Source organism: Mucilaginibacter mallensis (genome assembly GCF_900105165.1).
Lineage (GTDB): Bacteria > Bacteroidota > Bacteroidia > Sphingobacteriales > Sphingobacteriaceae > Mucilaginibacter > Mucilaginibacter mallensis.
Genome location: NZ_LT629740.1, coordinates 2,243,877 through 2,269,602 on the forward strand (window position 1 = coordinate 2,243,877; position 25,726 = coordinate 2,269,602).

Annotated in this window: 26 protein-coding genes and 1 tRNA gene; 9 read left to right on the forward strand and 18 right to left on the reverse strand. The window is 38.3% G+C overall.

The genetic code is table 11. The features are described 5' to 3' along the window. The first annotated feature begins 15 nt into the window (after window positions 1–15). Window positions 16–144 carry a hypothetical protein gene (locus BLU33_RS25575; RefSeq protein ID WP_262493829.1) on the forward strand — a complete coding sequence of 43 codons (129 nt, stop codon included), beginning with the start codon at window positions 16–18 and terminating at the stop codon, window positions 142–144. Here BLU33_RS25575 and BLU33_RS09195 read toward each other — a convergent pair. Together BLU33_RS09195 and BLU33_RS09200 are read right to left on the reverse strand one after the other, a co-directional pair. Continuing rightward, the gene (locus tag BLU33_RS09195) at window positions 131–2,041 is read right to left on the reverse strand and encodes a DUF3857 domain-containing protein (RefSeq protein ID WP_091371514.1); all 1,911 of its coding nucleotides are present in this window, start codon (window positions 2,039–2,041) and stop codon (window positions 131–133) included. The genes BLU33_RS25575 and BLU33_RS09195 overlap by 14 nt on opposite strands. Window positions 2,042–2,065: 24 nt before the next feature. Beyond that, entirely contained in the window at window positions 2,066–4,048 is a 1,983-nt protein-coding gene (locus BLU33_RS09200) for a transglutaminase domain-containing protein (RefSeq protein WP_091371518.1), read from the reverse strand. A gap of 123 nt (window positions 4,049–4,171) precedes the next feature. Here BLU33_RS09200 and BLU33_RS09205 point away from each other — a divergent pair, with 123 nt between their 5' ends. Continuing rightward, entirely contained in the window at window positions 4,172–5,188 is a 1,017-nt protein-coding gene (locus tag BLU33_RS09205) for a 3'-5' exonuclease (RefSeq protein ID WP_091371520.1), read from the forward strand. 74 nt (window positions 5,189–5,262) lie between these two features. On the opposite strand, the gene queG is transcribed toward BLU33_RS09205, so the two are convergent. Beyond that, complete coding sequence (gene queG / locus BLU33_RS09210) at window positions 5,263–6,198, reverse strand: tRNA epoxyqueuosine(34) reductase QueG (RefSeq protein WP_091371522.1); 936 nt, start codon at window positions 6,196–6,198, stop codon at window positions 5,263–5,265. A gap of 130 nt (window positions 6,199–6,328) precedes the next feature. Here queG and BLU33_RS09215 point away from each other — a divergent pair, with 130 nt between their 5' ends. Continuing rightward, window positions 6,329–6,694 carry a SpoIIAA family protein gene (locus tag BLU33_RS09215; RefSeq protein ID WP_091371524.1) on the forward strand — a complete coding sequence of 122 codons (366 nt, stop codon included), beginning with the start codon at window positions 6,329–6,331 and terminating at the stop codon, window positions 6,692–6,694. 71 nt (window positions 6,695–6,765) lie between these two features. Here BLU33_RS09215 and BLU33_RS09220 read toward each other — a convergent pair whose 3' ends face one another. The 10 genes from BLU33_RS09220 to BLU33_RS09265 form a co-directional block, all read right to left on the reverse strand. Continuing rightward, window positions 6,766–7,551, reverse strand: coding sequence for a polysaccharide deacetylase family protein (locus BLU33_RS09220; protein WP_091371526.1), 786 nt, complete (start codon window positions 7,549–7,551; stop codon window positions 6,766–6,768). Between the two features lie 98 nt (window positions 7,552–7,649). Further along, entirely contained in the window at window positions 7,650–8,765 is a 1,116-nt protein-coding gene (locus tag BLU33_RS09225) for a Gfo/Idh/MocA family protein (RefSeq protein WP_091371528.1), read from the reverse strand. Window positions 8,766–8,912: 147 nt separating this feature from the next. Next, on the reverse strand, window positions 8,913–9,935 hold the full coding sequence (gene ruvB / locus BLU33_RS09230; RefSeq protein WP_091371529.1) for a Holliday junction branch migration DNA helicase RuvB: 1,023 nt from the start codon (window positions 9,933–9,935) through the stop codon (window positions 8,913–8,915). Between the two features lie 124 nt (window positions 9,936–10,059). Continuing rightward, window positions 10,060–10,791 (reverse strand): polyprenol monophosphomannose synthase, encoded by a 732-nt coding sequence (locus tag BLU33_RS09235; protein WP_091371531.1) that lies wholly within the window; start codon window positions 10,789–10,791, stop codon window positions 10,060–10,062. A 126-nt stretch (window positions 10,792–10,917) separates the two neighbouring features. Further along, window positions 10,918–12,423 carry a POT-type proton-dependent oligopeptide transporter gene (locus BLU33_RS09240; protein WP_091371532.1) on the reverse strand — a complete coding sequence of 502 codons (1,506 nt, stop codon included), beginning with the start codon at window positions 12,421–12,423 and terminating at the stop codon, window positions 10,918–10,920. A 123-nt stretch (window positions 12,424–12,546) separates the two neighbouring features. Further along, a complete protein-coding gene (locus BLU33_RS09245) occupies window positions 12,547–13,449 on the reverse strand; it encodes a hypothetical protein (RefSeq protein ID WP_091371534.1) in 903 nt (300 codons plus the stop codon). A 141-nt stretch (window positions 13,450–13,590) separates the two neighbouring features. After that, window positions 13,591–14,769: an acetyl-CoA C-acyltransferase gene (locus tag BLU33_RS09250; RefSeq protein ID WP_091371536.1), complete on the reverse strand. Its 1,179-nt coding sequence runs from the start codon at window positions 14,767–14,769 to the stop codon at window positions 13,591–13,593. Between the two features lie 88 nt (window positions 14,770–14,857). After that, window positions 14,858–15,025 (reverse strand): ribbon-helix-helix domain-containing protein, encoded by a 168-nt coding sequence (locus BLU33_RS09255; RefSeq protein WP_091371538.1) that lies wholly within the window; start codon window positions 15,023–15,025, stop codon window positions 14,858–14,860. Window positions 15,026–15,114: 89 nt separating this feature from the next. Further along, entirely contained in the window at window positions 15,115–15,675 is a 561-nt protein-coding gene (locus tag BLU33_RS09260; protein WP_157682094.1) for a hypothetical protein, read from the reverse strand. Window positions 15,676–15,679: 4 nt separating this feature from the next. Next, window positions 15,680–16,537, reverse strand: coding sequence for an SPFH domain-containing protein (locus BLU33_RS09265; RefSeq protein WP_091371541.1), 858 nt, complete (start codon window positions 16,535–16,537; stop codon window positions 15,680–15,682). 113 nt (window positions 16,538–16,650) lie between these two features. Here BLU33_RS09265 and BLU33_RS09270 point away from each other — a divergent pair, with 113 nt between their 5' ends. From BLU33_RS09270 to BLU33_RS09280, 3 genes are all read left to right on the forward strand, one after another. Further along, window positions 16,651–18,717, forward strand: coding sequence for an HD family phosphohydrolase (locus BLU33_RS09270; RefSeq protein ID WP_091371543.1), 2,067 nt, complete (start codon window positions 16,651–16,653; stop codon window positions 18,715–18,717). A gap of 99 nt (window positions 18,718–18,816) precedes the next feature. Beyond that, window positions 18,817–18,903, forward strand: a tRNA-Ser gene (locus tag BLU33_RS09275). A 296-nt stretch (window positions 18,904–19,199) separates the two neighbouring features. After that, window positions 19,200–19,571 (forward strand): hypothetical protein, encoded by a 372-nt coding sequence (locus BLU33_RS09280; RefSeq protein ID WP_091371545.1) that lies wholly within the window; start codon window positions 19,200–19,202, stop codon window positions 19,569–19,571. Between the two features lie 202 nt (window positions 19,572–19,773). Here BLU33_RS09280 and BLU33_RS09285 read toward each other — a convergent pair whose 3' ends face one another. Beyond that, window positions 19,774–19,995, reverse strand: a complete 222-nt coding sequence (locus tag BLU33_RS09285; RefSeq protein ID WP_091371547.1) for a helix-turn-helix domain-containing protein — start codon at window positions 19,993–19,995, stop codon at window positions 19,774–19,776. A 133-nt stretch (window positions 19,996–20,128) separates the two neighbouring features. On the opposite strand from BLU33_RS09285, the gene BLU33_RS09290 reads away from it, so the two are divergent. From BLU33_RS09290 to BLU33_RS09300, 3 genes are read left to right on the forward strand one after another with little or no spacing between them, the layout of a single operon-like run. Continuing rightward, window positions 20,129–21,139, forward strand: a complete 1,011-nt coding sequence (locus tag BLU33_RS09290; RefSeq protein ID WP_091371549.1) for an NHL repeat-containing protein — start codon at window positions 20,129–20,131, stop codon at window positions 21,137–21,139. A 21-nt stretch (window positions 21,140–21,160) separates the two neighbouring features. Beyond that, window positions 21,161–21,931 carry a hypothetical protein gene (locus BLU33_RS09295; RefSeq protein WP_091371551.1) on the forward strand — a complete coding sequence of 257 codons (771 nt, stop codon included), beginning with the start codon at window positions 21,161–21,163 and terminating at the stop codon, window positions 21,929–21,931. 33 nt (window positions 21,932–21,964) lie between these two features. Further along, window positions 21,965–22,276: a hypothetical protein gene (locus tag BLU33_RS09300; RefSeq protein ID WP_091371552.1), complete on the forward strand. Its 312-nt coding sequence runs from the start codon at window positions 21,965–21,967 to the stop codon at window positions 22,274–22,276. A 133-nt stretch (window positions 22,277–22,409) separates the two neighbouring features. Here the strand turns inward: BLU33_RS09300 and BLU33_RS09305 are convergent, their stop codons facing one another. The 4 genes from BLU33_RS09305 to BLU33_RS09320 all read right to left on the reverse strand — a co-directional run bounded on the left by BLU33_RS09305 (window position 22,410) and on the right by BLU33_RS09320 (window position 25,701). Then, entirely contained in the window at window positions 22,410–22,694 is a 285-nt protein-coding gene (locus BLU33_RS09305; protein WP_091371554.1) for a hypothetical protein, read from the reverse strand. A 305-nt stretch (window positions 22,695–22,999) separates the two neighbouring features. Further along, complete coding sequence (locus tag BLU33_RS09310) at window positions 23,000–24,370, reverse strand: DUF3987 domain-containing protein (RefSeq protein ID WP_091371556.1); 1,371 nt, start codon at window positions 24,368–24,370, stop codon at window positions 23,000–23,002. 3 nt (window positions 24,371–24,373) lie between these two features. Then, complete coding sequence (locus BLU33_RS09315; protein ID WP_091371558.1) at window positions 24,374–24,640, reverse strand: helix-turn-helix domain-containing protein; 267 nt, start codon at window positions 24,638–24,640, stop codon at window positions 24,374–24,376. 107 nt (window positions 24,641–24,747) lie between these two features. Continuing rightward, complete coding sequence (locus BLU33_RS09320; protein ID WP_157682095.1) at window positions 24,748–25,701, reverse strand: hypothetical protein; 954 nt, start codon at window positions 25,699–25,701, stop codon at window positions 24,748–24,750. Between the last annotated feature and the right edge of the window lie 25 nt (window positions 25,702–25,726).

Here is a 25,726-nt window from a genome sequence, read left to right on the forward strand (position 1 = left end):
TAATTTTGTGACATAATGGAAGAACCCAAAGAAAACTATTCATTCTGGACAAAATATAAACGCTTTGCCGGTAACGAAATACTTTTATATGTAATTATGATTGTGGGTATTATACTCGGTATAGTTATCTTCAGTTATTTTTAACCAGTATTATTTCATGTGCATCGGCATCAGCAACCGATTGGTAAAAATCAACCAGGTCCTGGTAAGTATCTTTAGGGTATGTGCCGTCATTTAACCGGAATTTACGTTTATAAACTAATTGGTTCCCGTCAACTTTCATACTAGCGCTATACTTGCCAAAAGGCAAATCAAGGTTTCTGTGTAATATTTCACTATCCAGATGGTAACCCGTAGGCAAGGTGTAAGTTATCTCATCTTCATCGGTATACCCTTCATTTATATAAACATTGGTAACACGGTTATGTACCTGCCTTGGTACAGCTATGTGGTGTACAGGGTTTAATAAAAAAGTTATTCTCCCATTATCTGTTGATGCAAATTCGGGAGCTTTGAGCTTTATGTTTTCAGTGGTAGAAGGATCGAGGCTTTTATCCTGACTAAATTCCAGCTTCTCAATATTCATATTATTTATCGGGTAGATATTCTGCATAGCTTTCAGCCTTTCAACTTGTGATTGCGCAATTACCCAATCCCGGTCATCATATTCAGCCCCTTTAAAGGTGGTGGTCATCTCACCTGTCATGTCACCAGTTGCAGAAATTACAAAGCTGGCTTTTCGTTTTTCCAGATTATTTTCTGCTGTATATTTAGGGGTATGCATTAGTTTACCACCCTCAGGTGTGCATGCCAATACATTACGGTCATCCGTAAAATCTCCCAAGTAGCCAAAGGGGATGGTTTGGCTGGTACAGTCACACCAGGTAGTATCATTTTTAAAAGGCAAGCACAAAATAATATGATTCCCCTGGTTCATACTCGCAAAATCACTCAGGAAGCTTATTTTACGTGATAGGTTAGCCTCAACAGTACAATAATAAGAGTCGATACCAACTACTTTTAATAATGCTTGCGTATAATTCACCAGCGCTTTACAATCGCCATAGTTTACCCTGTCAACATCACCCGCAGTAAATGGCTGATACCCTCCAATACCTATTTGTACACTCACGTACCGGGTTCGGCCCTGCATATACTCGTATATTTTTTTTGCTTTTAACTTAGGGTCAGTAATGCCCCTGGTCATTTGTATAATCTGCTCGGCTGTGGCAGGTGACACCTCTTGCCTGTTCTTCAATAATTTATCTGATATCCATTTGCCAAGTTCATTCCAATTGGTAAAGCTGCCATCGATACCTTCGTACTGAAATTTAACCGGGGCAATTTTAACCATGCTCAGATAATTCTCAGGATTAGGATCAAATGGTTCTTCCTTAATTGCTTTTAGGTTATTTACCTGCCATGCATATGTTTTTAAACCAGTATTGGCATTTGTTGATATATATACACCCGATGGCATATTCATTTCTTTATACCGAATATTAAAATCGGGCTTGCAGATAAAGTTAAAAGAGCTTTTTTCAACAGCTATTCCGGTTTCCGAATTTGGCATCCAACCTGGTATATTAAGCGATTGTTCATATCTTAACTCATATTCATATTCAATAGTGTAAGGGTAGTCTGTGATAGCAGGTTCATAATGTTTTACCCTCATATCCTCAAAAAGAGAAAAACCATCGGTAGTACCCCTGTCTTCAAAATTACTTTCCGAAAACTTACTAATTTGTGTGCCAAAAGAATTATAAATAACTCCCTTAACGCCTCTTATGGTGATGCTTTTATTATGATATAGCGCAATACGAGCCGCTCTATCGCCATTTTTATTTAATACAGTTATAGCTTCTTTAACATGACAAACAGTATTATCAAAATCTTTTACCTCAACATTAATCTGTTCATTTCGTACCACGGCACGGGCGTATGGAAGCAAGTCTTTTGATATGAGGCTGGCATCATAATTTTGCTGTGCATTAACAGTAGCAGCAATAAATAACAAGCAAAATACAAGTATGGGTTTCATTAATCCTGTTTATGAAATTATATATTAACTTTTTTTCTTTAAAGTCATCGGTGCTTTTTCAGACAGGATGATCTTATTAAAAAGCTCTTTTAAATAAGCATATTCTTCAGAACTGTAAATAGCTTTGTTGAACTGTATAATGTGTGAAAATGTAAACGAATTATCACTAGCCTGGTAAAGCGTTTCAAATAATCCCCCTTTATTTGGCAAACCAATGGATATATCCTGTGGTGGAGTATCAACAATATAATTATCGGGTAGGTGAACTACTAAGGTAAACCTTTCTGTAAGCGGCATACCTCTGTCAATAGGGTAATTCCGTTCCTGCAAACGGTAGGGGTTACGTGTAATATGATCAGTAATATAGGGGTTAAAGACCAGCCGATCCTTATAAAGATCGTCATATTTCTTTATTTCAATTTCATATTTTTCAACCAATGGCATGTCAAGGCTGTCCAGGTTACTTATCTCAGAATTTAAGATCTTAAACTTGGGTGAACGCTCATCCAGATTTTCCACATATTCATCAACGGAGTTGAATTTTTTTATAGCTTTTCTTTCTTCATATGCTGCATAGCCAAATAAATACTGGACCATGGTTCCTTTTAGTTTGCCATCGGGCTGCAGCGTCAGGTCAAGCGCAGAGGTTCTTATTATCCGTTGCTGGGTACTGTTCATGTCTATCCAGTACGAAGGCTTATCAAGGCTCATAACCCGGCCCTGGTCGTTTAAGCACTTCATGGGTAGTATCCCAAACGGCAGTAAAGGGTCTGTTGCATCAAGCAGGTATGGCTTATTGTCAATATCAACCTTGGCAACTACATAATTAAACTCCTCCTGTACAGGGTATAGCTTATTTATAAAGCCATTTTCACGTGTAGATAGGAGTACGGCCTGAGCGTTGAAGCCGGCAGCCTCTAAAGCAGCAGCCAAAGCCAGGTTTATTTCGGCAACATTGCCGCTATGTGTTTCAAGTACTTTTCTTAAACCATCGTTACTTCCGGTTGCATAGAAATCGTTCCACTTAAGGGTTTTCTGAATATATTCATAAACCGCCTTTGCACGGGCCATGCTATCGGTTTTACCCGCAATTACAGGTATGATTCGGTCTTTAAATAAGTCTTTTTTCTTTAACAGACTTCCAAAATATTCAGAATGTTTAAGATCATAGTCTACGTCCCGCCATTCCTTGGCCATTTTTGTTTTAGCGCCGTTGTATGGGTTGGTATATTCAGCAAGTTCAAAATACACGGCCGACAAGAAGTTCTTTCTTGAAGTCATATCATCCTCATCTATAAAAGCAGGAATATCTGTCATTCCAAAAGTTAAATGTGAACAATCACTTTTGCCTCCTCCTGCAGAGAAGCAATTGCTTTCAATCTCTGCCTTATTTGTTGTTAGTTTTAAGCTTCCCCTAAGCGAGGCATTATAGTTCCAAAACCCTGGTATGTGCACATCATATTCTGAATGCATTTTAGGGATATCACTCTGGAACTCCCAATGTGGGAAAAGTTGCAGATATCTGGAATAAGTAGTGTATTTATACTCAATGATACATCCGTTTCGTATAGATGGGAGGGCAAACTTTACCAGTGTATGGTATTTATCCATCTTACTTTTATAAACTTTTTCCGGCTCAAGCTCGGTTTTACTTATTGATCCATTATCGTCGGCGTAGGTTGTTATACCTTTGATGTTTTCAATGGTCTCACTATCCTCATCATTGTCCCTAAGTATTACCTCTACATTTGCATGATCAAACCCTTTGCTGTCAAATATTTTTATCTTAACATGATATTCATAAATGATCTTGATATTGTCGTTGCTGGTTACATCTATTTTTGATCTTCCGTACTCATTCAATACCACCGCATGTGCTGATGTATCCTTATCGTAACGCTTCATTTCCAGGTCCTCGAGCTTAAAAGTGCCGTAGTCAAAATCCTGAGCTTTTGCAATAATGGTTAAGGAGATGAATATCAGGAGGATTAGTAACGGCTTTTTCATAATTGTTAAACTATTTAGGTGCCAGTAAATTATAAAATAATTACAGTTCTTTTTGAAAAGATTTTAAATTAATCAGCCCTTTGTTATTATACTTTTGCACCTTTGCATTTCCGATCCATTATGATGAAATTGAATTTAAAGAAACCACTGGCTTTTTTTGATCTGGAAGCCACAGGAACTAATATAGGTGCCGACAGGATTGTTGAAATATCTGTTATAAAACTAAATGTTGATGGCAGCGAAGATGTAAAAACATGGCGTGTAAACCCGGAAATGCCTATCCCGCTGGAATCATCGCTGATACATGGTATTTATGACGAGGATATAAAGGATGAGCAAACCTTCAATCAAATAGCAGCATCTGTTGCTGAATTTATAAATATAAGCGACCTGGCCGGTTTTAACTCCAATAAGTTTGATATACCTATGTTGATGGAGGAATTTCTACGCGCAGGAGTTCAGTTTGATCTGGATAATCGCCATTTTGTTGATGTGCAAAACATCTTTCATCAGATGGAACAGCGTACGCTAAAGGCGGCCTACCAGTTTTATTGCGATAAACAGATCATAAATGCCCACTCAGCTGAAGCTGATACCCGCGCTACTATGGAAGTTTTACTTGCCCAGATAGCCAAATATGAAAATATGGAGTGGGAGGATAAGAAGGGTAATAAGAGCATACCTGTAGTAAATGATGTTGAGGCGCTTCATAAGTTCACCAATTTAACCAGGCCTGTTGATTTTGCCGGCCGCCTGGTTTACAATGAGCAAGGCGAGGAGACCATTAATTTTGGCAAGCACAAAGGCAAAAGGGTTGAAGATGTATTTAGCTCTGAACCTAGCTATTATTCATGGATGATGCAGGGCGATTTTCCTTTATATACTAAACGTAAGTTAGAGGAAATATATACCAGGTTTAGCGCTAAAAAAGCAGCTGAGAGGCAACCACGCCCCGCCACACCAAAACCGGTTGAAAATACACCTGCACAAGCAGTTAAAAAAACGGAATATCAAAAGCCACATAACAATAGCAACTATCGCCCGGATAATAAGCCTTTTAAAAAGAAGGAAGAGCCCGCAGTGCCGGTTAATGATGATATGTTGAAATTGCTGGCAGATAAGTTTAAAAAGGGGCTTTAGTGATTGGAGGTTAGTGATTGGAGATTAGTAAAATTTTAGCTGCAAGTAACTAATCACTAACCTCAAATCACTAATCAACTGTTCCGCAGGAACTCAATATTGCGGGTCAGGCCGCTGAATTTGGTGCGTTTTACGGCTGATGATTTGAATACTTTTTGAAATACTTCCTGGGTAATATCTGTCCAGTCGTTTTTATTCATATCCAACAGTTCGGGTGTTGCTTTAAATGACGGTTCATTGTTTAATACCGAAAACTTATTCCATGGGCATACATCCTGGCAAATATCACAGCCAAACATCCAGTTATCCATTTTGCCTTTAAATTCCTGTGGTATCGCGTCTTTAAGTTCGATGGTGAGGTATGATATGCAGCGGCTGCCATCAACAATATAAGGCGCTACAATAGCTTCGGTAGGGCAGGCATCAATACAACGTGTGCAACTGCCGCAATGGTCGGCCGTAGGTTCTATATCGTATTCCAGGTCAAGGTCTATGATCAGCTCTGCTAAAAAAAAGAAGGAACCTGATTTTTTATTGATAAGATTAGAGTTCTTGCCTGTCCAGCCCAGGCCTGCTTTTTTTGCCCAGGCTTTATCCAGCACCGGTGCTGAATCCACAAACGCGCGACCGCCAACTTCGCCTATTTTCTCATTGATTATCTCCATCAACTGCTTGAGCTTATCCTTTATTACCTGGTGATAATCAGCGCCATAAGCATACTTTGAAATTTTGGGTGCCAACGGATCGGCCTGTTTATGCTCACTGTAGTAATTTAACCCTAGTGATATGACAGATTTTGCCCCATCAACCAATAAACGCGGATCGAGGCGTTTATCAAAATGGTTTTCCATGTAACGCATTTCACCGTGCATGTTTTTTTTGAGCCATTGCTCCAGCCGGGGTGCTTCGTCCTCCAAAAACTCGGCTTTAGCTATACCGCAAAACATAAAGCCAAGGTTTTTCGCCTCAGTTTTAATTAGTTCGCTATAAGCCGACCTGTTTGAATGCATGGCACAAAGATAATACATTAAACAGTTTTTAAATTTTATGCTGAACAGCATTCATATGGTCAACTGTTTTTTTATTACTTATTACTACTAACTGGAATAATATTTGTAACTATTATATAAATATTTAAGTATGCTGCAATTTATAAAAGACCTACCGTCGCATGTTGCAGGTGTACATGCTACCGGTGAGGTGAGGGATGAAGACTTTGAGCGAGTATTGGCGCCGCTGCTTAATGAACAGGTTAACAGCCAGGGTAAGATTAATTTTTTGTTAGTGCTTGATACCAAGGTGTCAAGCTTTACATGGGGTGCATTATGGAAAGACCTGAAATTAGGACTAAAACACTACAGGCAATGGAAAAGAATAGCCATAGTGACCGACCAAAGAGAGGTGAAATTATTTAGCGATGCTTTTAGATTTATTATTCCCGGTCAGTCAAAAGGTTTTCCCTTAGATAGGCTGGACGAGGCTGTGAGATGGGTGTCTGTAAAATAGGTAATAGTGACTAAGAAAAAGAGCCCCTTCTGAAATTTAGAAAGAGCTCTTTACTTAAATGCTTTAACAAATTAGAAACTATGCCTAACGCTATTGCCGAATGTTTTTGTTGTCCAGTAACCGCTGTCCAATATCCTTCTAACAGTTAGCAACGGGTCTTCCGGATAGCGCTTATCAGCTAACTGGAAAGCTATTTTAAAACCACGTTTTCTTAGCTCTGGTAAGTTTGTTTTGTTCCATATACCAAATGGATAGGCAAAATAATCTATTTTTTTGCCGGTAATATCTTCCAGCTTTTTAGTAGGCTTGTCAATTTGTATTACCCAATCATCCTTTTTAGGGTTAGGATCGTGTTTGTATTTGCTTACCATGTGGTGATCCCAGGTGTGACTACCAATAACATTACCTTCATCAGATAATTGTTTTACCTGGGCCGATGACATGTAATGTGGCCTGCCAAGTGATACGGTCATGATAAAGTACACGCCTTTAAAGCCATATTTTTTTAACTCAGGGCGGGCAACTTCAAACTGGTCAAGGTCTGTATCATCAAAAGTTAGCATGATAGGTTTGCTTGGCAGCGGAGTGCCTTTGGTTAAATAGCTATATAACTGATCAGGCAATATAGTATGATAGCCACTGTCGGCCAGCATTTTAATATGTTCTCTGAATGCTGCAGGCGGAATGATATAATCCTTTGCTGTTTTTGAATCAGTGGGCCTCCAGTCGCGTATCTGATGATAGCATATTACAGGAACCTGTTTGCGGGCCATTATGGCTGCTGTATTTTCTTGCGCTTGTGCGGCAAATGTGCCCAAAAGGCCTATTGATAATACAGAGAAAATTTGTTTTAACATAAGTAATTGGCGATGATTAATATTTCTAAACACCGGCAAAATTAATATATTTTGATTGTTATAAATCTTAATTTATAAACATTTAAACATAGTTGTTTTTACAGAACTATCCGCCTTCCTTCGTTTATAGATCTTTTGGCAGCATCCAATATCTCCATCACTATAATATTATATTTTAGTGAGGAAAGATCATCGGTGCCCGGTATTTGGTGATGAAGCACAGCGGTTAAATACACTATTGGGTCATTAATTGGAGCGGCCAATGGTTCAACATTTTTAGCACCTTTAATATTTTCACGCATGCGACTAACTATATGGCTGGTATCTAAAGCATGCAAATATCCCGTTGCGCCAAAAACTTCAAAATCCTTTATGGAGAATGGCCAGTTCCATGATCCTTCTATTTCACCTGTAGCACCATGGTATTCAACAATAACGGTAGCGTCATCTTCAACTTTCGGGTAAACATCCGGTTTGTAATGCCGGGCGATGGCAGTTACAGCAATTGGTCTTTCGCCATGCATCATCCAGGTCATCAGGTCGGCGCCATAGCAGCCAAAATCGTTAAGCGCGCCTGCTCCGTTCAATACAGGATCGGTAAGCCAGGCTAAAAATTCTTCGCTACATCCAATTTCTTTCGGTCCCTGGTGCCCGTCATGAGCCACCATTCGCCTAATGGGGCCTATACTGCCTGTATTTACGGTGTTGTAAATATCCCAGTTTGATGGGTACCATGTAGTTTCAAAATTGGTTAATACCTTGACGTGATATTTTTCAGCCAGTTCCCTTATTCTTACCGCTTGTACCAAAGTAGCAGCCAATGGCTTTTCAACCATAACCGGGATACCCAACGGCGCACATACTTCAACAATATCCACATGGTTTGCAGCGGCGTTATACCCTAAAACAGCATCGGGTTTTTTCTTTAATACCATTGTTTTCAAATCGGTAAAAAACAATGAATCCGGGATATGAAAGATCTTGCCAAATTTTGCCCATAAGGCTTTATTAGGTTCAGCTATACCTACAATATCGGCCTTACCATCCCTGTACTTATTTAAGATATTATATACGTGATTATGGTTTAATCCGGCAACGCCGAGGCGTAAAGGCGTTTGCGCATATGATGCAGTTATAGATATGCTAATTAATGCTACTGATAAAATAAATATTTTGCAGCAATTCAAGCTTTTGATAAACAATTTAGTTTTCATTTTGGCAGAATAAAGGAAGAATTCGGTTTATTGATCTGAGATTGTTAACTATTACAATCAAGCCGTTAATATACACGTTATTATAACCTTTAGCTACAATAGTAATTGTAACTTTTTTGCTGTTTAGTACTGAATAATAAAGTTGTACTAAAATAATGAGGGATTGCCGCCCAGTTTAATTTTACCCAAGTGCTTATAAGCGTTTTCAGTGGCCTCACGACCGCGCGCGGTGCGCATTAAAAAGCCTTCCTGTATTAAAAAGGGTTCATAAACTTCTTCAATAGTTCCTTCGTCCTCACCAACGGCGGTGGCAATGGTTTTTAAGCCCACTGGGCCGCCTTTAAACTTATCGATGATAGTTACCAGTATTTTGTTATCCATTTCATCCAGGCCGTGCTCATCAACATTCAGCGCGTTAAGGGCATATTTGGCAATAGCGGTATCAATGTTACCATCTCCCTTTATCTGGGCAAAATCTCTGGTACGGCGAAGCAGTGCATTGGCAATACGTGGCGTACCGCGACTACGGCGGGCAATTTCGTATGCGCCTTCATCGCTTATCGGGGTTTTTAATATAGTTGCCGAGCGTAATACAATAGTAGTTAATAGCTTAGCATCGTAATATTCTAATCTTGAATTAATACCAAAACGGGCACGTAGCGGAGCTGTAAGCAGTCCGGAACGGGTAGTAGCCCCAACTAATGTAAATGGGTTTAAAGAAATTTGCACCGACCGGGCATTCGGTCCGCTTTCAAGCATAATATCAATCTTAAAATCCTCCATTGCTGAGTATAAATACTCCTCAACAAGCGGACTAAGGCGATGGATTTCATCAATGAATAAGATGTCGCCCGTTTCAAGGTTGGTAAGCAGGCCTGCAAGATCGCCGGGTTTATCTAATACAGGGCCTGAAGTTATCTTAATACCAACCCCCATCTCATTTGCAATAATGTGCGATAGGGTGGTTTTGCCCAAGCCGGGAGGGCCGTGTAAGAGCACGTGATCAAGCGATTCGCCGCGTTGGCGGGCGGCCTGTACAAATATTTTTAAGTTGGTTAATATTTTATGCTGACCCGTAAAATCCTCAAATACCTGTGGACGCAATACTTTTTCAATATCACGTTCAGTAGGAGAGAGGCGTTCGCGGTCGGGATCAAGATGCTCGTTCATTACCAACGAAATTAGTATTTTTTTATGAAGTCGGGAAGTCCGTAAGTCAGAAAGTCCGTAAGAATAAATCAGATGAAAAGAAAAACTTTCGGTCTTTCCGACTTGCCGTCTTTCGGACTAATTATCATCCTTCAGGATACTTCCTGAAAATACTGTTTATCTTCATTTGTATCACTCCTAAAAATGCTTCACGGAATATGCTGGTCGACATTTTTGAGGTTCCTGCTGTACGGTCGGTAAATATGATGGGCACCTCCACCAGTTTAAAGCCATGCTTTATAGCCGTATATTTCATCTCGATCTGGAAAGCATAGCCGACAAACTTTATCTTATCAAGGCTAATGGTTTCTAAAACCTTACGTTTATAGCACATAAAGCCTGCAGTAGAATCCTGAACTTTTATGCCTGTAATGAAACGTACATAAACCGATGCAAAATAGCTCATCAGTACACGGCTCATTGGCCAGTTAACCACGTTTACACCATTAATATAGCGCGAGCCAATGGCTGCATCGGCACCATCAATGATAGCCTGCCTTAATTTTAACAGATCATCCGGATTGTGCGAGAAATCGGCATCCATTTCAAATATATAGTCATACTGATGTGCTAATGCCCATTTAAAACCGTGAATATATGCGGTGCCTAAACCTTGTTTCCCTGCACGCTCTTCAATAAAAAGGCGCTCAGGATATACGTTCATCAGGTTTTTTACAATGATCTGTGTGCCATCAGGTGAGCCGTCATCAATAATGAGTAAATGAAAATCATGAGGAAGGGACATAACCTTACGGATCATCCGTTCAATATTCTCCTTCTCATTATAGGTTGGTATAATAACTATGCTATCGGGCACTTAAAAAATGTTTGGTTGTGTTGCTGAAAAATCAATCGCCAAAAATAGGTGATTTTATAGTGTATAAAAAATAAAAAAACAGGAAGGGTGTTAAACCTTCCTGTTTTTCACTAACGTATATTTTATTTATAAATTATTTGTGTCGGCAATTATCTTGTTATGTTCAGCGTCATCTATATAAGGGTCAGTAATATAGTTGTGTTCTTTTAAACGTGGCGAAACAAACATAAACGCTACTACAAAAACCAAGATAAAGCATACAAAGAACCAATAATAGCCTGCCCCTGCAAGGTAAGGCGCAAAAGTGCCTTTATTGGCGATGTATCCGTTTACACCCGAGGTGATATAGTTACCCAGCGAAACCACCAAAAGCCAAATAGCCGTCATGGTGCTTTTCATTGATTTTGGGGAGTGGGTATAGGCATATTCCAGGCCTGTAATGGATACCAACACTTCGGCGGCCGATAACACGATATAAGCTAATACCTGCCACCATACTGATGGTGTACCGCCATGATCGATGCTTGTTTGTATTAAGGCGATAATAACAAAGGTTAATGCAGTTAACACCAGGCCGGTACCAAGGCGCCTCAATGGCGTAGTTTTCAAACCGATCTTGTCAAAGAATGGATAAACCCAGTAATTAAACACCGGGATAAATATAAGCAGGAACACCGCGTTAACAGTTGATATTTGCCCGGCTATTACTGTGAATTGATAAAAACCTAAATTGATAGTTCGGTTGAGGTGGGCGGCTTGCAATACCCATTCTGAAAGGCACTGATCCCAAACGGCCCAAAATGCCAGGGCGAAAAAGAACACCGCCATTACACGGTAAACAGCTTTTACACCGTCAACTCTTTCAGGATTATGTGCTTCTTTAGCCACATCCAACCATGATTCGCCCGGTTTTTTATGACTAAGATGTGTTAATGCATAAAAAGTAATAAAAACAAAATTGTCCCGGTTAACACCTGATGGAGGTACCCGTACATATAGTTTTCTTCCGGAAAAGAAAATTATAGTAGCTAAGCCCATTAAAATACCCGGTATACCAAAGGCCCATTTTGCGCCATAGTTTTGATAGATGTAAGGTATTGCCAGTGTTGATAATACGGAGCCTGCATTAATACTGAAATAAAACCATCCGTAAATTTTTGATAAAAGATCCTGGTTCGAAGCGTCGAACTGATCGCCGACATTGGCTGATACGCATGATTTTATGCCACCTGCGCCGATAGCTACCAACACAAGTCCGAAGGTAAAGCCGCTCAGGCTTGAGTCGAACATGGCCAGGCACAAATGCCCCATGCAATAAACTATCGATATATATAAAATGATCTTGTATTTCCCGGTAAACCAATCTGCAACCAAACCACCAACAAAGGGGAGTGCATAAGCCACGGTTACAAATAGATGCGACATTTGGTTTGCCTTGGCATCGGCCACTGTCGACAGTAATTTATCACTAGTGGGATTATAAAATTGAGCCACCAAAAAGGTCACTAATATTGAACGCATGCCGTAAAAGCTGAAACGCTCGGCAGCTTCGTTACCTATAATAAAAGGTACGCTTTTTGGGTATTTTGACTTCTTCGGAGTGCTCTCCGCAGTCAATGTGTCTTGAACCATGAGATCAGTTAATTTCGGCTAAAATACTATAATTCTGTTAAATCAAAATTTTATATTGAAAGTTGTTGGCGCTACCTCGTTAATGTTTTAATTATAAACGGTTAATAGCACTTTAATTCCTGTTTATTGTCCGGTCATTTTTATGCTATCTGCCGATTTTTTAGGATCGATATAATTATTATCCTGTTCGCTGGGTACATTTCTCATATCCATATCCTGAACAAACTCCCATCTGCCATTTTTTAAACGGAGGCCATCATAGGTAAGATCAGGGCCATACATTTCGGGTCTGTTCTTGTATTTATTATCAGGAGGGGATAAGTGATCAAACACAATAAGGTGTTGCTCGGGTATATATTTTAACAGCATCGATGCCTGGCGGGTATATTCAAAAATTATTCTTTTTTGCCCCTTCTTATTGTCAAAAACAGGCATGCCAAAAACAGCCGCCCCTTTTTGGTTGAAGGATAGTACTTCAATTACTTTTTTAGTTGCATCTGCCGTATAACCTTTCCACCCAAGCATCACATAATAGGGTTTTTCGGCAGCAACTTTTATAATCTTATAATATTGGGCACCATACCATTTACGGTTATCAACAACTGAATCCTCCGGGTTTTTTAATAATGGGGAATAATCTTCAAGAGGGATTAGGTGTAAAGCGCCGTTTGTATTCATTTGTATAGCACCATAAAAGCGGTAGCTGTCATCATCATTGGTTACATGCCAGCTTATGATTCTGAAAGTATTATCGGGTGAATTTACAATGGTTACAGCTTTTACCGAATCGAAAGGGAAATTATATGAGTTAGGAACTTTTAGGGCGGTTACTAATGCTTTAATAAACTGGTAATTGGCATTTATACGTTCAGGTCCGGCTTCCTTATTTACCATCGCTTTTCCCAGGTCGGCCAGACTATCCTGAAATACCTGTAATTGTTTTGTATTCGCGCTTTCATCAGCATGCTGCGCAAAACAATGGTAGCAGGTTAACAGTGAAAAAGCAAAGAGGAGAAAGCGCTTCATTATAAGTTCTAAGATATTTAATTATTTATTCAAGAAATTATCATTGCGAGGAGGAACGACGCGGCAACTCCGTCGCATGCATATTGAATGCGACGAGGTTGCCACGCTATCGCTCGCAATGACATGATATTTTATTACAAGTTAACGTAAATTTTCAATAACAATTGCACTCGCGCCGCCGCCACCGTTGCATATGCCGGCAACGCCATATTTGCCTTTATTTTGCTGTAGTACGTTTAAAAGGGTAACAATGATTCGCGCACCCGAAGCACCCAGCGGGTGGCCCAATGAAACTGCCCCGCCATTAACGTTTACCTTGGCAGGGTTGAGCTTTAAATTTTGATTGTTCGCTATAGCTACAACGGAAAAAGCTTCGTTTATCTCAAAATAATCAACCTGATCAATAGCTAAACCTGCGCGGTGCAAAGCTAAAGGAATAGCTTTTGATGGAGCAGTAGTAAACCATTCAGGTGCTTGCTGCGCATCGGCATAGGCAATAACTTTTGCCAGTGGTTTTATGCCTAGTTCATCAGCTTTATCCTTGCTCATTAAAATAACAGCAGCAGCGCCGTCATTTAAGGTAGATGCATTGGCGGCTGTAACCGTTCCATTCTTTTTAAATACAGGTTTTAATGATGGAATCTTATCAAACTTTACCGCTTGGGGCTCTTCATCATCAGTAAATAAAGTAATATCGCCCTTTTTATCCTTTAACTCAACAGGGGTTATTTCATCTTTGAATTTGCCCACGCTTTGTGTTTTTTGTGAACGATGGTATGATTCAATAGCAAAAGCATCCTGATCCTCACGGCTTATATGGCATTTCTCAGCGCAAAGCTCAGCAGCTGACCCCATGTGATAATCATTATAAACATCCCACAGACCATCTTTAACCAAGCCATCAATAATTTGTCCATTGCCTAAGCGATAGCCGTTGCGTGCTTTATCTAAATAATAAGGCACATTGCTCATGCTCTCCATACCTCCGGCTAAAACAATATCGTTTTCGCCCAGGGCGATGCTTTGCGCGGCCAGCATAATAGCTTTCATGCCCGATGCGCATACTTTATTTACAGTTGTTGCTGGCAGATAGGGTAGTCCGGCAAAAATTGCCGCCTGGGTAGCAGGTGCCTGCCCCACATTGGCCGACATTACATTACCCATATAAACTTCCTGTATATGCTCTGGCTTTAAGCCCGATTTTTCGATTGCTGATTTGATAACTATGCTGCCCAGCTGTGTGGCGCTTAAGGCCGATAAACTACCGCCGAAACTACCAATTGGTGTACGGGTAGCCGCAACTATTACTACTTCTTTCATAAAATAAGAATAAAATTGGACTGCAATTTAGTGTTTGCTTACACTATAAACCATATAATAGCCGAGATATTATTTAAGGCAGTAGTAGTCAGGTTGATTTTTTCTTTATGCTGGTTTTTTTACGCTCATTCAAAGCCTGTTGCATAAGGTATTCAATCTGCCCGTTAGTGCTTCTGAATTCATCCGCCGCCCAGGTTTCTATCTCCTTTAATACTTCAGGATTGATACGTAATATAAATGCTTTCTTTTCAGCCATGATTTAATGTACTGCTGTTCTCTGTCTTCTTAAAATAAAAATGTATTCCGGAAATTTATGTATATTGGTTAATGATATAAACGCCGGTATTAACTCCGCTTTAAATTGCGCCCGCCCCACAAACTATACAGCAAGCCGCTCACAATAGCGTTATTTCTTTGTCTTTTTAAATGGACCAAATACGATCCGAAAAAAGTTAAGAATAGAATTGATGATGCAGGTGCCATACTTTGATCGATATTAATATCATTCCTTAAGCCAAACGGATAGCTGTAGATATGCATTATTTGTCCATAATCGTCTGATTCCCAAACATAGTGTCGCGACCAGATAGAAGGCTTATGGAATTTTGCGACTAAGCCTGTCTGCAATGATAGTGTAGTGATCCGACTGAAAATATCGCGGTTTGCGGTTCCAATTATTTCACCATTTTCATCGGTAACCGATATGTATCTGTAAGAGTTATCTGCCCGTTTAAATATCCACGTATTTGAAGCTGTTATTGCAGTTGCAATACGTTTAGAAAGCCGGTGATAAACTATTTTACCATAGCTATGCGTATTATCGGTTAACTCAATTTCGCGAGTGAACCAACCTTTTCTAACAAGGTATAGCTCACTCGTGCTTTTTGTTTCAAGTGTTAAATACATAATATTAATGGTATAATGTTCCGGTATTAACAACCGGGTTAACGCTTCTGTCGCCGCATAAAACAACCAGCAGGTTGCTTACCATGGCCGCTTTGCGTTCCTCATCAAGCTCAACAATCTTTTTTTCCGATAATTTAGCCAGCGCCATTTCAACCATACCAACCGCGCCTTCAACAATCAACCTGCGGGCCGATATAATGGCTGATGCCTGTTGCCTTTGCAGCATAGTATGCGCAATTTCAGGTGAATAAGCCAGATGTGATATACGGGCTTCCAATACCTCGATGCCGGCCCTGTCTAACCTTTCATTCAATTCCTTTTCCAAAAAAAGACTTACCTGTTCAGTGCCGCCTCTTAAAGTAATATCTGCGGTTTCATCTTCATTGTTATCATAGGGGAATGAGTTTGCCAGATGCCTTACTGCTGCCTCGCTCTGTATATTCACATATTGTAAATAATTTTCAACTGCAAATGCCGCTTTAGCCGTATCTTTTATCTGCCAAACAATTACTGCCGCAATTTCAATAGGGTTACCTACTTTATCATTTACCTTAAGCTGCTGCCCGTTTAAATTAAAGGCCCTTAATGATATTTTTCTTTTTGCGGTAAAAGGGTTCACCCAAAAAAAGCCGCCTTGCTTAACTGTGCCCACATAATCACCAAAAAGCGTGAGCACTTTTGATTCGTTCGGGTTCACAATGGCCAGGCCCGGGAGTATAAAAACAAGATCGATAACCGTGAGTATAAGTGCCAGTATAAGATTATCCGTTGAGAATAATACTATAGCAGCAATAGCTGACAATAAGAAGAAAAAAAAGGCTACGTAACCGGAAGGTGGGTTGATTATTTTTTCAGAATCCATGATTTTATGATTTTAAATTGATATCATAAAGATATCAATTTTTAAATTACAAATGCAAGAAAAATATAGATAAACAGAAACTTAGTAGTAATTTTGATAGCTTTAAATAAATAATGGCAAATCTATCTCCCTCACGCCAAAAGGCTTTACTTCGCAAATACGCCCGTAATCTTAAATTTTTAATGATGGCGGCGAGTATTTGTTTAATTGTTTGGACACTCCCAAAACAGGCAAAATTCAGGTATGAGATTGAAAAAGGGCGTATTTGGACACAAAAAGACCTTATATCTCCTTATAACTTCGCTATACTAAAAACACCGCAGGAAATAGACAATGATCACCGTGCAGCACTGGCGAGCATAACACCCATTTATCAGTTAAATACCGATATAGGGCAGCAGCAACTAGATACTTTCAAAAGCAGTCTTGAAGTAAAATGGCATTCAGCAGGTTTAAACGACCGGCAGAAAGAGGCATACCTAACCATTGGTACCAATCTGTTAAAGAATATTTATGATACCGGTCTTTTAAGGCTTAATCCCAAATATCAGCAGTACGCGGCAGATTATCCTGTAACCATACTAAACAAAAATATTGCTACCGATAAAAATACCGCCGACCTGTTCACCAAGCAAAAAGCGCTCGACTACTGCAACCAGGTTTTAAGCAAACAAAAGGATATTGATAAGTCGTTTTTATTGGATCTGATCATCAGCAGGCTGCAAAATAACCTGGTTTATGATGATGGCCTAACCGCACGGCTGGAAAAAGAAGCTATAGAGAGCCTTTCTGTAACCCGGGGTATGGTGCAAAAGGATGAGATTATAGTAAGCAAAGGTTCGGTAGTAAACGATGAGGTTTATCAAAAGCTGGAATCCTACAAAAAAGCATTTGAGGATAATGCAAGGGTAAACGGCGACCGCCGTTTAGTGGTTTTGGGTGAGGTATTGCTGGTGTCAATAGCTATTGCCTTGCTTATGGTGTTTCTGTATCTTTTCCGTAAGGATATTTATCATGATAATCGCCTGGTTTCGCTTATATTGCTGGTAATTACCGCAATGCTGGGCACTTTATCATTAGCTATTAAGCTGGAAATGCCCAACTTGTATTATATACCTTATTGCATTGTACCTATTATTATCCGCATACTTTTCGATACCCGATTGGCACTCAATATACACTTGCTGGTGGTATTAATAGCGGGCTTTTTTGTGCCCAATAGTTTTGAATTTGCTTATTTTGAGATCACAGCCGGTATGGTTTCCATATACAGCATGAAACACCTCATTAGGCGTGAGCAATTTCTGATATCAGCATTGATCATTACTTTCAGTTATTTTGTGGCATTCCTTGGTATATCATTCATACGGGAGGGCAGTTTTATTAATATTAGCTGGGTAGATTTTCTTCCTTTCGTAGTTAGCGTATTACTCACCTTATTGGCTTACCCACTCATCTATTTATTTGAAAAGCTATTTGCTATAACATCAGACATTACACTTATTGAGCTAACCAACACCAATGCCCCGTTACTGCGTGAACTGGCTTTTACTGCTCCCGGAACGTTTCAGCATTCATTACAGGTAGCTAATCTTGCCGAAAATGCTATATATAGTATTGGTGGCAATGCTTTACTGGTTAGGGCAGGGGCTTTGTACCATGATATCGGTAAACTGGAGAATCCACTTTTCTTTATAGAAAACCAAAGCTCAGGATTTAACCCGCATGATAAGCTACCTTATGAGGAGAGCGCGCAAATTATTATCAGGCATGTAAGCAAGGGTGTTGAAATGGCTGAGAAAGCGAACATACCAGAGGTTGTTATTGATTTTATACGAACGCATCATGGTAACACACGTGTTGACTATTTTTATCAGTCGTATTTGAAAAATTTTCCGGAAAAATTGATAAATGAGAACACTTTCAGGTACCCCGGGCCTATACCTTTTTCAAAAGAAGGGGGTGTTTTGATGCTTGCCGACTCAGTTGAGGCCGCTTCGCGCTCATTAAAAGAGCCGGATGAAAAATCAATAAGCGAACTGGTTGATCGCATTGTAAAATACAAGCTCAATCAAGACCAGCTGAAAGACAGCGACATAACGCTTAAAGAAATCGAAACCATCAAGGAAATTTTTAAGCGAATGCTGATGAGTATTTATCACGTGAGAATAAATTACTAAGAAAGGTAAATTTTTTTTTGACGGCTTAGCTGAATTACTATATTTGCAGTCCCGAAAAAAGGGGTTTTATTGTGATACCGGCCATGAGGCCCAAAATATGGTGAGGTGCCTGAGAGGCCGAAAGGATCAGTTTGCTAAACTGACGTACGGGAAACTGTACCGAGGGTTCGAATCCCTCCCTCACCGCTTACCAAATGTAAAATAAGCCTTATACTTAATGTATAGGGCTTTTTTATTGGTAAAAATATTTTTGGTAGCAAAATTGGTAGCAATTTTGGATCTTTTTTTTTTAAAATGATAAATTATAGTTATCCCCGTTGCTTTGACCTTTTATCTTTCAAATCAAAAATACAATAATCTTAACCCCTTCAATTAACTCGGCATTCATTAAGGACGGTTGCCTAAAAAAGATATTTGAGATTAGCAGATTTAATCAAAAAATACTCGGATGTTTATATTACATAACAATTGGCTATTTTATTATGAAAAAACGATTCTATTTTATCTTTCTATTTGCTTTAACAGCCTGCGATAAGCCTTATGAATTGAAAATTGCTAAAAATGAAGTTGACTTAACCACTCTTATTACTCCAAGTGTAAAATCATACAATTTCAAAGCTCCCGATGATGAAACAGCATATTCCCGAAGTGCAGAACATTTTTTTAAAGATCAAGCAGTAGATAGTATTATGGATTATGCTACTGGGAGGACAACCTCATTCGAGGTTTTAGATAAAGATGGGCGAAACTTAAAAGACAAATTATCATTACAAACTACTGATAGTATTGAAAAACTTTATAAAACGTTAATAACCGGCTCTGCCAAACACATGAGTAAACCATTTTCCCATTAAAAATTCAATCCGTGAAGCTGCCCAATTTCGAAGGTTGATTTTATTACATCAATAGTTATTATATTTGTTTGCTGATGTCGCTATCAGTAAAAACATTAAAAGGGGTGCTATGTATTTAGTATCCCTTTTATCATGCAGATCATTCCACCCCGCACATTAGGTCTAATTTTCAGCGCATACACTACACACAATAAGAAAATTGTTAAACGAAAAATTCGGACGGATTTATTTCTAATGCTTTAGCAAGTATTAGTATAGTGGTAAGTTTGGGGTTTATTTTACCAGTTTCAATACGATGGATTTGTGACAATTCAATATCGGCTATGTTAGCCAGGTGCTGCATGGAAATATTTTTATCGGTACGAATTGACCTTACCTTTTGTCCAAAGGCTAATATCCCGTCACTATTATTGAGTTCAACCATTCTCAACAAAGTTGACTTACCTACACAACTTTGATTTGGGCACGTATGCCTAAATGGTAAATTATTATTATTATTTTTACGGCCTATTCAATTTAACTTTATTACAAATCATACTAACCTTAAAAATCACATTATGAGAAAAACATTGTTTGTACTGTTAATTGCAGTATCATTTATTACGGCTTGCAAAAAAAGCAATAAACCTAATCCGTCTACCGCTGCTAAAAAAATAATTGTAAGTACTGTTGGAGGTTTAGGTGATCCCGAAGGTTTAACTATCGATGTGTCCGGCAATTTATATGTAGCAAATGGACTAATTGACAATATTGGCAAAATTACATCAGCAGGGGCAATTAGCATATTTGCCGGTAAAATCAGCACCAATGGAACAAGCTCATGTGACTACGAAAATGGTATTGGGAACGCAGCGGCTTTCTGTAATCCCGTGGGCATAGCAGCAGATGGTTTGGGTAATTTATATGTTGCGGACGCGGGGAACGGCGTTATTAGAAAAATATCGAGTGGTGCAGCAGTGACAACTTACGCATTAAGCGGAGTTGGAATTGGTGAGCCATACGGAATTGCAATTGACCGAAGTGACAATATTTATATTACCGACCCTTATAACTCACTTATTTATAAAGTTAGCCCTAATGGCATTGCAAGCATTTTTGCGGGAAGTGGGGTTGCAGGTAACAACAACGGTTTAGGTACAGCATCGTCTTTTAACCGGCCTTTGGGACTAACCATAGACGCAGTGGGGAATATTTATGTGGCTGATCAGGCTAACAATGTGATTCGTAAAATAACTCCCGCAGGCATGGTTAGTACATTTGCAGGCACTGGGACTGCCGGTAATACAAATGGAAATGTTACCGCTGCTTCTTTCGATAGCCCTTCTGGGATTGCAATAGACGCCGCCGGGAACATATATGTTGCTGATTCAGGTAATGATCTTATACGTAAAATTAGCACTTCTGGAATGGTTAGTACTTATGCAGGGAACGGTTCAGAAGGAACAACTAATGGTGTTGGTGAAATAGCTACATTTTCATATCCAACGGCGGTAGTGGTGGATAAAGACGGTAACTTGTATATAGGCGAGGCCAACAGTGGCCTTATTCGGAAAATCGTAGTACAGTAATTCACATATAAATTATTTGCAATGAAAAAATATATCCTTATCACATTACTGATATTCAATTGTCTAAATACAATAGCTCAAAACCATCAAATTAAACTGAAACCTAATACCAAAATATTTGATCCCAATAAATTTACAGGCATAGGAATTTTTAAAATTGGTATCGACACAAATGTATTGATGGCTTATGCTGAAAAAAATGTTGAGGATATTGTTGATTGTAACGATTTTTCGGAACTACAAAATAAGCGGGTAAGTAACATAACCGGCGGCAGATTAGAACTAATTAGGCTTAAAACAGCTGATAGCGGAAGTATTGGAGCAGATGTAATTCAAAGCTACTGTCCCTTTGTTACGCAATATGTTTTAACTGCATACAAAATAAATGGCGACTTAATAATAACAAACATTCGTCTCACATTTTTTAAAAATAGTCTTGTAAAGTTCGAATCAGATTATGACAAGTTAATTGAAGATGCTCTAACTGTTAAATACGGCGACGGTGAACTGAAAGTAACAGAAACAAAATCAAGTTGTTATCACAATCTTACTGGGATTACAACGCCTTTAATTGCCAAAGAATATAGTAAAGAATGGTATAATGGTTTGATAACTGTTTATTCGGATTTATTTGAGTCCTATGATGATAACTGCAAAAAAGAAATTCATACTTTTTTTCTTTATTCTGTGGAAAACAAACTATGGGAAAATTGCGAAAGTTCCGGTTTAGACAAATCAATTAAAGATGGAAATAGCCCTAAAATCAAAAAAAGCGAGTTGAATAATTTTTAACACTAACTATAAACAAAATAACGTAATAAAAAAATGGATTCAGCAGACAACGTATTTTTGTACATCATTGGCTATATCATAGCTTTCGTAGTAGGAATATTTATTACACGTGCGGTATTTAGCATCCCTAAGTTTCTAAAGCTTCAGGCCGCACAATTAGAGGTTTTGGTAGAGATAGCAAAACAACAGGGTGTAAAGCCCGAAGTTTTGTTCATGATACATTCAAGTAATGATCTTAGGACAAGGGCTCAAACAAATGAAGAAATTAGGGCAGAGGCGCAAAAATCAAGAATATTTTCCGATGAAGCTTTGGAACGTGAAGCATTATCGCACCCGAAAGAATAATAATCGTTCCAACCAATACACAGTTACTTGCAAATTTTCAGGGAACACCACGGCTTAATGACTGAAATGGAAAGCTATGTAAAGTAAAAAGTAAGCAAAGGTAAACCATCTATATTAAATATTAATAGTGATGTTAAGAATCAACCTCATCGCCTATCTCAATATCAGTATTATTGAGGGGATCAACGTTTAAAAGTTTAAATGAATGAACATCTAAATCCAAATTTACTTGACCAGGTATTAGTTTACTCGCAAGTTTATAAAAATCGCCGGGTTCTTGTATTGCCCAATTATAGAGGTTTGCAGTCGGATGCGATTGCAGTTTATGGAAAACATCGTTAAATACTTCCCTAACCAGCTTAGTAGTCTGATTGACGGCGCCTTGCCGCCTGCCTCCCTCACCTTTTTTATATGGCATAACCTAAATCAACCTATTTTAAGTAAAGATATGTAAAGTTTATTTTTTACCAATTATGCAAACCACTTTAAATTTGCCATTTCGGCCTTAATAGAGGGCTTTAAATCGATTATTTTTCAAAAAGCTACTCCAATATCACATAGGTAGCAATCGTGGTTTAATCAAATAAACAACAAAGCTAAATAAACCAAGATGATTGAAAAAGTGTACTGTTTATTAACTGATTATTGGTGTCTTTTCTGTCCTTTTTGTCTTTTTAAATAAGACAATAAAGACATTAAGGACTTAGACTAATTACAGAATTATCATTTTGCCTTTTTAGTATAATTCCCATGGGATGCCCGTAGAAATAATTTTTCGTCGTTCATAAATCTTTGTATGAATTTTATGTCAAAACCCAACGTTGCACCAATGGCATTAGCTTCAGCGGTCGTAAATTTTGCCGGCAATCTGTTAAACAAGTCCTTTTTATTTTTAGGCAGATGATTAACAGGACTATCATCTTCTAAAATATTTACCACTTTCATAGCGCAGTTTAAAAAATAGGAGCATAATTTGGCTGCTCGTTCTACTGCTTTAATAGATATTTCATTAGTCCTGTAATTATCCATTAATTGAAATATCAAACTCAATCTGATAAAGTGAATATCATATTTGTTTATAATTTCACCTTTCAAGGTTTCTGCATTTTCATTTACTGCAACTGTGTTAGACGCTTGCCACATGTAGAAAAAAGCTTTTGCTTCATTACTCCAATAATAAATTTTGGGCCTTTGCTTTTCCGTTTCCAGGTCAAATTCTATAGGATTTGATTGGAGGTAATCCTCAATCCATTGGCCGTAGTTATTAATCACATCATCGCCAATTTCATTATCATTGATAGGTTTTTTGTCTGCATTATCAGGGAACGCAAATAAAAATCTTTGTAAAAATCCATTATCTGATTTGCCAGGTGGAAATAATTTAGTTAACACCCTCGGCTGTAAACTGCCCATCACATTTAAAAACGGATCGAGTAAAAATAATGGCACTGGCATGGATACCCTATCAATCGAAGTGCCTTTGTTACTCCAAAATGATAGGTATGTGCTGATTTGGTCTCCCTTTGAATAATTATTCATGTTTTCAAAAAAAGTAGCCAGTTCTTCACTAACTACGGCACAACCCCTTGTGTTATCAACCAACCGTTGATGTAGTATTTCGGGCGTAAAATTGTGCAGTATTGATTTGACCACTTTGGGTTTTTCAACTGGTGGAATGCCTTTTTTGTCTTTTTTAGAAAGTGCCAAATACTGCTCATATTCAATATTTTCCGCTTTGTTTTTTTCATTTATCAATCTGTCAATATTGATTAAGGGTTCAAAAGCCTTGTCTAAAGGGTGGCTTTTGTTCGCACCGGGACTGCCTATAATTGCTGCAAAAAATGCCGGAAATTCCAACCAACCCTCTTTAACTTTCAATTTTGCACTTTTGCCAACTATTGTCGCTACAGCCAACAATACAGCCGTCCCAGTGTAATCAATCGGAAAATTCAAGGCATTGGAACATTCAGTTATAAATTCATAAAACGGCGAGGGAAATACATCTACGGGGAAACGTAAATCATCGGAAGCCAATGTGTTTAAATTGTTATCTTTAATATGTTCATTGCCTGGCATTAAATCAAGTTCCTGCATGGCTTAACCCCTTTTCTTGTTTTCAAGTGCGGCAATAACCTTATCCTTTTGATAAAGTATTCTACTGCCAATTTGTAAATATGGGATTTTTCCACGCTTCCTATACCTTATGATCGTCGGCTCTGTAATGCCTAAAAACTGGCAAAGCGCCTGTTGATTAATTGGCTGTTCAATTACTTGATTAGTGGTTTCTAATGCAATGGGTGGCTTGTTTCCCTGCTTAATTAAATCATCATATTCAGTTGCATCTATTAAAATCATTTTTTGCATAACTTGTTGTTTTTTAACAAGTTTAAGCTGGTTTTACTATATGATAAAATAATATGGAAGGTTCGGAAGGTTTGGAAAGAAAAAGCGGAAGGTTCGGAATGGATTAATTAAATTGAGTTTAAAAGGTCGAAATATTTATCTTTAGATAGGAAAATTTCATCCCGTTTTCTTGCCGTCCTCTCATCACAATCATAGCCTGAAAATGTACCTGATAAAATTTCTATTTGATATTTACCGTTATCGACTTTTTTAGTTAACAGCCCTTTGGCGGCAAGCACTTCTAAAAAAGCTACCGCTTCATATTTCGCATTTCTCTTAAATCCATGCCATTGTAAACCATCCGATGTTTTAAGAATCTTGCCGCCGCTTACCATCAAATTGATAACCGCGTTATATTTGGAAGCTTCCTTGAACAGACTTTTCAAAGAGCTATCAATAATATCGGAGTCCTCGTTTGTTTTTATCAAACTTTCAGAAAATGATAATTTATCAATAAACTCAACAATTTGCAAGCAACAATTTACTGCAATTAGCTGATTATAGATAGGGGAGTAGTTGTTCCGAAAATTACCTAAGCCAACATCGTTAGCACTATTGACTCCCAAATAAATTTGGCTAATAGAGTAATCTAATATAGTTATAACAGCTTGATGCGTTTTTTTTAAATCATGACTTTCAGCGATCGATAAAGAATTACACTGATCTATAAAATCTTTAACAATCTTAGCCTCATAAGTAAGATTTTCATCATAGAATTTCATTACTTCAGTTGCGGATTCTCGAATCTCAAGCAAATCGGCTTTTAACAGACTGTGGTTTGATGTGCTTTCATAACGTTTAGTAATTTCATCCTTAAAAGATTGTATTTCAAACATTTTATCATCTGAATAAATATGAATGCTACATATATAACGACCATCAATTCCATCTTTGCCATCTTTGTCTAAAATCATGGGATATGTCAATCCACGACCAGGGGTGTATTTTGAATATTGGGAATGAAAAATATTTTTGTATATCTCAATTTCCCTCAACATTCTATCAGTAATAGTAATACTCATATCAAAAAAAACAACATAATAATCA

What these genes read in the sequence shown, in the direction of transcription:
- BLU33_RS09310 (WP_091371556.1), bottom strand. Translation starts at nt 24,370, where the DNA reads ATGCAGGAACTTGATTTAATGCCAGGCAATGAACATATTAAAGATAAC.
- BLU33_RS09225 (WP_091371528.1), bottom strand. Translation starts at nt 8,765, where the DNA reads ATGAAAACTAAATTGTTTATCAAAAGCTTGAATTGCTGCAAAATATTT.
- BLU33_RS09305 (WP_091371554.1), bottom strand. Translation starts at nt 22,694, where the DNA reads ATGCCATATAAAAAAGGTGAGGGAGGCAGGCGGCAAGGCGCCGTCAAT.
- BLU33_RS09260 (WP_157682094.1), bottom strand. Translation starts at nt 15,675, where the DNA reads ATGTATTTAACACTTGAAACAAAAAGCACGAGTGAGCTATACCTTGTT.
- BLU33_RS09200 (WP_091371518.1), bottom strand. Translation starts at nt 4,048, where the DNA reads ATGAAAAAGCCGTTACTAATCCTCCTGATATTCATCTCCTTAACCATT.
- BLU33_RS09220 (WP_091371526.1), bottom strand. Translation starts at nt 7,551, where the DNA reads ATGTTAAAACAAATTTTCTCTGTATTATCAATAGGCCTTTTGGGCACA.
- BLU33_RS09290 (WP_091371549.1), top strand. Translation starts at nt 20,129, where the DNA reads ATGAGAAAAACATTGTTTGTACTGTTAATTGCAGTATCATTTATTACG.
- BLU33_RS09255 (WP_091371538.1), bottom strand. Translation starts at nt 15,025, where the DNA reads ATGGCTGAAAAGAAAGCATTTATATTACGTATCAATCCTGAAGTATTA.
- queG (WP_091371522.1), bottom strand. Translation starts at nt 6,198, where the DNA reads ATGCATTCAAACAGGTCGGCTTATAGCGAACTAATTAAAACTGAGGCG.
- BLU33_RS09215 (WP_091371524.1), top strand. Translation starts at nt 6,329, where the DNA reads ATGCTGCAATTTATAAAAGACCTACCGTCGCATGTTGCAGGTGTACAT.
- ruvB (WP_091371529.1), bottom strand. Translation starts at nt 9,935, where the DNA reads ATGAACGAGCATCTTGATCCCGACCGCGAACGCCTCTCTCCTACTGAA.
- BLU33_RS09315 (WP_091371558.1), bottom strand. Translation starts at nt 24,640, where the DNA reads ATGCAAAAAATGATTTTAATAGATGCAACTGAATATGATGATTTAATT.
- BLU33_RS09195 (WP_091371514.1), bottom strand. Translation starts at nt 2,041, where the DNA reads ATGAAACCCATACTTGTATTTTGCTTGTTATTTATTGCTGCTACTGTT.
- BLU33_RS09270 (WP_091371543.1), top strand. Translation starts at nt 16,651, where the DNA reads ATGGCAAATCTATCTCCCTCACGCCAAAAGGCTTTACTTCGCAAATAC.
- BLU33_RS09280 (WP_091371545.1), top strand. Translation starts at nt 19,200, where the DNA reads ATGAAAAAACGATTCTATTTTATCTTTCTATTTGCTTTAACAGCCTGC.
- BLU33_RS09205 (WP_091371520.1), top strand. Translation starts at nt 4,172, where the DNA reads ATGAAATTGAATTTAAAGAAACCACTGGCTTTTTTTGATCTGGAAGCC.
- BLU33_RS09295 (WP_091371551.1), top strand. Translation starts at nt 21,161, where the DNA reads ATGAAAAAATATATCCTTATCACATTACTGATATTCAATTGTCTAAAT.
- BLU33_RS09240 (WP_091371532.1), bottom strand. Translation starts at nt 12,423, where the DNA reads ATGGTTCAAGACACATTGACTGCGGAGAGCACTCCGAAGAAGTCAAAA.
- BLU33_RS09250 (WP_091371536.1), bottom strand. Translation starts at nt 14,769, where the DNA reads ATGAAAGAAGTAGTAATAGTTGCGGCTACCCGTACACCAATTGGTAGT.
- BLU33_RS09245 (WP_091371534.1), bottom strand. Translation starts at nt 13,449, where the DNA reads ATGAAGCGCTTTCTCCTCTTTGCTTTTTCACTGTTAACCTGCTACCAT.
- BLU33_RS25575 (WP_262493829.1), top strand. Translation starts at nt 16, where the DNA reads ATGGAAGAACCCAAAGAAAACTATTCATTCTGGACAAAATATAAACGC.
- BLU33_RS09285 (WP_091371547.1), bottom strand. Translation starts at nt 19,995, where the DNA reads ATGGTTGAACTCAATAATAGTGACGGGATATTAGCCTTTGGACAAAAG.
- BLU33_RS09300 (WP_091371552.1), top strand. Translation starts at nt 21,965, where the DNA reads ATGGATTCAGCAGACAACGTATTTTTGTACATCATTGGCTATATCATA.
- BLU33_RS09320 (WP_157682095.1), bottom strand. Translation starts at nt 25,701, where the DNA reads ATGAGTATTACTATTACTGATAGAATGTTGAGGGAAATTGAGATATAC.
- BLU33_RS09265 (WP_091371541.1), bottom strand. Translation starts at nt 16,537, where the DNA reads ATGGATTCTGAAAAAATAATCAACCCACCTTCCGGTTACGTAGCCTTT.